The following is a 3,376-nucleotide window of genomic DNA, read 5'->3' on the forward strand; positions in this document are numbered from 1 at the left end:
GTCACCGACACCTGGTGGCAGACCGAGACCGGCGGCATCCTCATCGCCAACTTCCCCGGCGCGATGGACATGAAGCCCGGCAGCGCCACCCGCGCCCTCCCCGGCATCGAGCCGCTGCTGGTCGACCCCGAACACCGCGAACTCGACGGCGCGGCCGCCGGCAACCTCTGCCTCCGCTCCTCCTGGCCCGGCCAGATGCGCGGCGTGTGGGGCGATGACGAACGCTTCTTCCAGACCTATTTCACCGCTTACCCCGGCCTTTACTTTACCGGCGACGGCTGCCGCCGCGACAAGGACGGCTATTACTGGATTACCGGGCGGGTCGACGACGTCATCAACGTTTCGGGTCACCGCATCGGCACCGCCGAGGTCGAAAGCGCGCTCGTCGCGCACGAGCATGTCGCCGAAGCGGCGGTCGTCGCGGTCCCGCACGACATCAAGGGCCAGGCGATCCACGCCTACGTCACGCTCAATGCCGGGGTCGAGCCCCACCCCGGTCTCCACAGGGAGCTTCACCACGAGGTCCGCCGGCACATCGGCGCGCTCGCCGTCCCCGAACGCATCCAGTTCGCTCCGGCGCTGCCCAAGACCCGCTCGGGCAAGATCATGCGCCGCATCCTCCGCAAGATCGCCGAGGGGCACAGCGACGGCTTCGGCGACATCTCGACGCTGGCCGATCCGAGCGTAGTCGAGGCGCTGGTCAAGGGCCGCGACGGCTAAGCGGCTATCCCCTCGCCGAGTTGCGCCGCCACCAGCGCGCGCACGTCGACCTCGGCCCTGAGCCGCGCGGCAAGCAACGCCGTCCCGCTGATCTTGCGCTGGACGAACAGGATCGCCGCTGGCGGCACATGCCATGCCGCCGAATCGCTCGCCACCGCAGTCCCCGGCTCGCGCAACAATTCGACAAAGCCACGGTCGCCGAAATCGAACGGACCGGGCTGGTTGAGCTTGGCCAGCACCACGTCGATCATCGCGTCGATCCGCTCGCCATGCCGAGCCACTGCCCCCTCTCCGACAAACCCCGCAGCCAGCGCCGCCGCGCGCACTTCCGTACGATCCCCGGCAAGCGCCGCCTCGATCAGCCGACGATAGGCCGCGCTCGTCTCGGACAGCACCGACCGCGCCGCGCCGAAGTCGAGCAGCACCAGCCGCCCGCTGTCGGACTGGTAGCGATAATTGGCGAAATTCGGGTCGGTCTGCATCACCCCGAACTCGAACAGCTCGCGCAGTACCAGCGAGAGCAATGCGGTCATCACCCGGTCGCGCTCATCCTTCGGCGCATCGACCAGGCTCTCGATCGGCTCACCGGCGAGATAGTCCATCGCCAGCACCTGCCCCGTGCTGAACTCGGCATCGAGCCGCGGCACGACATAGTCGGCCTCGTCCGCCAGCAGCGCGCCATAATGCGTCATCTGCTCGCCCTCGCGGCGGTAATCTGCCTCCTCGGCAAGCTGGTGCTTGGCCTCCTCGAGCAGCGGCGCGATATCGAGCTCCTTCGGCAACAGCCCCGACACGCGCAGCAGCGTCGCGACATTGTCGATGTCGGCATCGATACTGTCCCGCACACCCGGATATTGCACCTTGATCGCCAGGTCGCGGCCGTCGAGCGCGATCGCGCGGTGCACCTGCCCGATCGACGCTGCGGCCATCGGGGTCGGCTCGAACCGCTTGAACCGCCGCCGCCAGTCCGCGCCCCATTCGCGCGCCAGCACTTTTTGCAACTGCTGCGGCGGCATGTGGTTGGCGCGCTCACGAAGTCCCGCCATGAGCTGGCTGAGCTCGCGCGGCAGCATGTCGCCGGCATCCATCGAAATCATCTGGCCCAGCTTCATCGCCGCCCCGCGCAGGTGCGACAGCCGATCCGCCAACCGCGCAAAATTGCCCGGAGTCATCAGCATGCCGCGAACGCTTGGCCGCTCCCCCTCCGCCAGTCGACGCGCGCCTTCCGCGATCATCCCTCCCGCGACCCCGCCCGCGAGCCGCCCGAACTGGCCGAGCCGCGACAATCGCCCGCTCGGCACCGCGCGTTCGGGCGGGGGTTTCAACGGCGGCATGGGGATTTTCTCATGCCCCGCATATGGGGAGCGGTCGCGCCTTTGACAGGGGTTCGGCGACGCGCGGGCCCGACCGCAATGCTTGAGCGTTTCTGTGTCATGTTCAGCCTCTTCGCCGCCGCCACGCTCGGCGCGTCCGTCCCGACCCATCTCGATCCGCTCGACTTTTTTTCGGGCCATAGTCACGGCGTCGGCACGATCTGGATCGTCTTCAAGGGCACCCAGCCGCTCCGCGTCACCAGCTTCGGTCGGCCCGACGGCCACGGCGGCATCATCCTTAACCAGACCATCCGCCGAGGCAGCGAGCCCCCCAAGAACCGCAGCTGGAATCTCCGCTCAACCTCGCCGACCACCCTGACCGGCACGCTCAGCGACGCTTCGGGACCCGTCACCGGCACGGTGTCCGCCACCACCCTCACTCTCGATTACCCGATGAAGGGCTACCTCAGCGCCAGCCAGACCCTCGTCCTCCAGCCCGGTGGCCGCGTCCTCCTCAACCACATGACCGTCAGCATATTCGGCTTTACCGTCGCCACCATCGACGAGCGTATTACCAAGGACTGACTTGCGCGCTCCACCCCACCCGCTATCCCTCGCTCCAGAGCAAGGGGAGCTGGATGGCGAGCACGACGACTTCGAACTGGGGCATGGCGCGCGTCATCACCGCTTCCTCGGCTGGCACCGCGTTCGAATGGTATGATTTCTTCATCTTCGGATCGCTCACCCAGATCATCTCGAAGACCTTTTTCGCGTCGCTCCCGCCGACCGCCTCGCTGATCGCCGCGCTCGGGCTGTTCGCCGCCGGTTTCGCCTTCCGTCCGTTGGGCGCGATCCTGTTCGGCAGCCTCGGCGACCGCATGGGGCGCAAGGGCGCCTTCCTCATCACTATCTCCCTGATGGGCGGCGCGACCTTTCTCATCGGCTGCCTGCCGACTTACGCCCAAGCCGGCTGGCTCGCCCCCGCGCTCCTCATCTTCCTGCGCATCTGCCAGGGCACCGCGCTCGGCGGAGAATATGGCGGCGCGGCAGTCTACGTCGCCGAGCACGCTCCCGCCGACGGCCGCGGCTATGCGACCAGCTGGATCCAGTCGTCCGCCGCCTTTGGACTGCTCGCCGCCCTCGCGGTGATCCTCGTCACGCGGACCCTCCTCGGCGAGGATGCGTTCGCCGCCTGGGGCTGGCGCATCCCCTTCCTCGCGTCCGCGCTGCTCCTCGCGGTCTCGCTGTGGCTGCGCACCAAGCTCGCCGAGAGTCCCGCCTTCGTTGCGCTTCAGGAAGAAGGCAACGTCACCAAGGCCCCGTTGCGCGAAGCCTTCGCCGAC

3 protein-coding genes and 1 pseudogene are annotated in these 3,376 nt (G+C 68.0%); 3 read left to right on the forward strand and 1 reads right to left on the reverse strand.

Annotation, left to right across the window (positions count from 1 at the left end):
- A pseudogene (locus Q0R27_RS06180) lies at window positions 1-720 on the forward strand (AMP-binding protein); the annotation flags it as partial.
- Here the strand turns inward: Q0R27_RS06180 and Q0R27_RS06185 are convergent.
- Window positions 717-2,054 carry an AarF/ABC1/UbiB kinase family protein gene (locus Q0R27_RS06185; protein WP_293942379.1) on the reverse strand — a complete coding sequence of 446 codons (1,338 nt, stop codon included), beginning with the start codon at window positions 2,052-2,054 and terminating at the stop codon, window positions 717-719. The pseudogene Q0R27_RS06180 and the gene Q0R27_RS06185 sit on opposite strands and share 4 nt — an antisense overlap.
- Before the next feature lie 99 nt (window positions 2,055-2,153).
- Between Q0R27_RS06185 and Q0R27_RS06190 the strand changes: the two genes are divergently transcribed.
- Both Q0R27_RS06190 and Q0R27_RS06195 read left to right on the forward strand, forming a co-directional pair.
- Window positions 2,154-2,618 carry a DUF3833 family protein gene (locus tag Q0R27_RS06190; protein WP_293942382.1) on the forward strand — a complete coding sequence of 155 codons (465 nt, stop codon included), beginning with the start codon at window positions 2,154-2,156 and terminating at the stop codon, window positions 2,616-2,618.
- A gap of 53 nt (window positions 2,619-2,671) precedes the next feature.
- On the forward strand, window positions 2,672-3,376 hold a 705-nt coding region (locus Q0R27_RS06195), incomplete at its 3' end, for an MFS transporter (RefSeq protein WP_293942385.1).

Origin of the sequence: Sphingomonas sp., from assembly GCF_025362505.1 — a bacterium.
In the GTDB taxonomy this organism is placed as follows: Bacteria; Pseudomonadota; Alphaproteobacteria; order Sphingomonadales; family Sphingomonadaceae; genus Sphingomicrobium.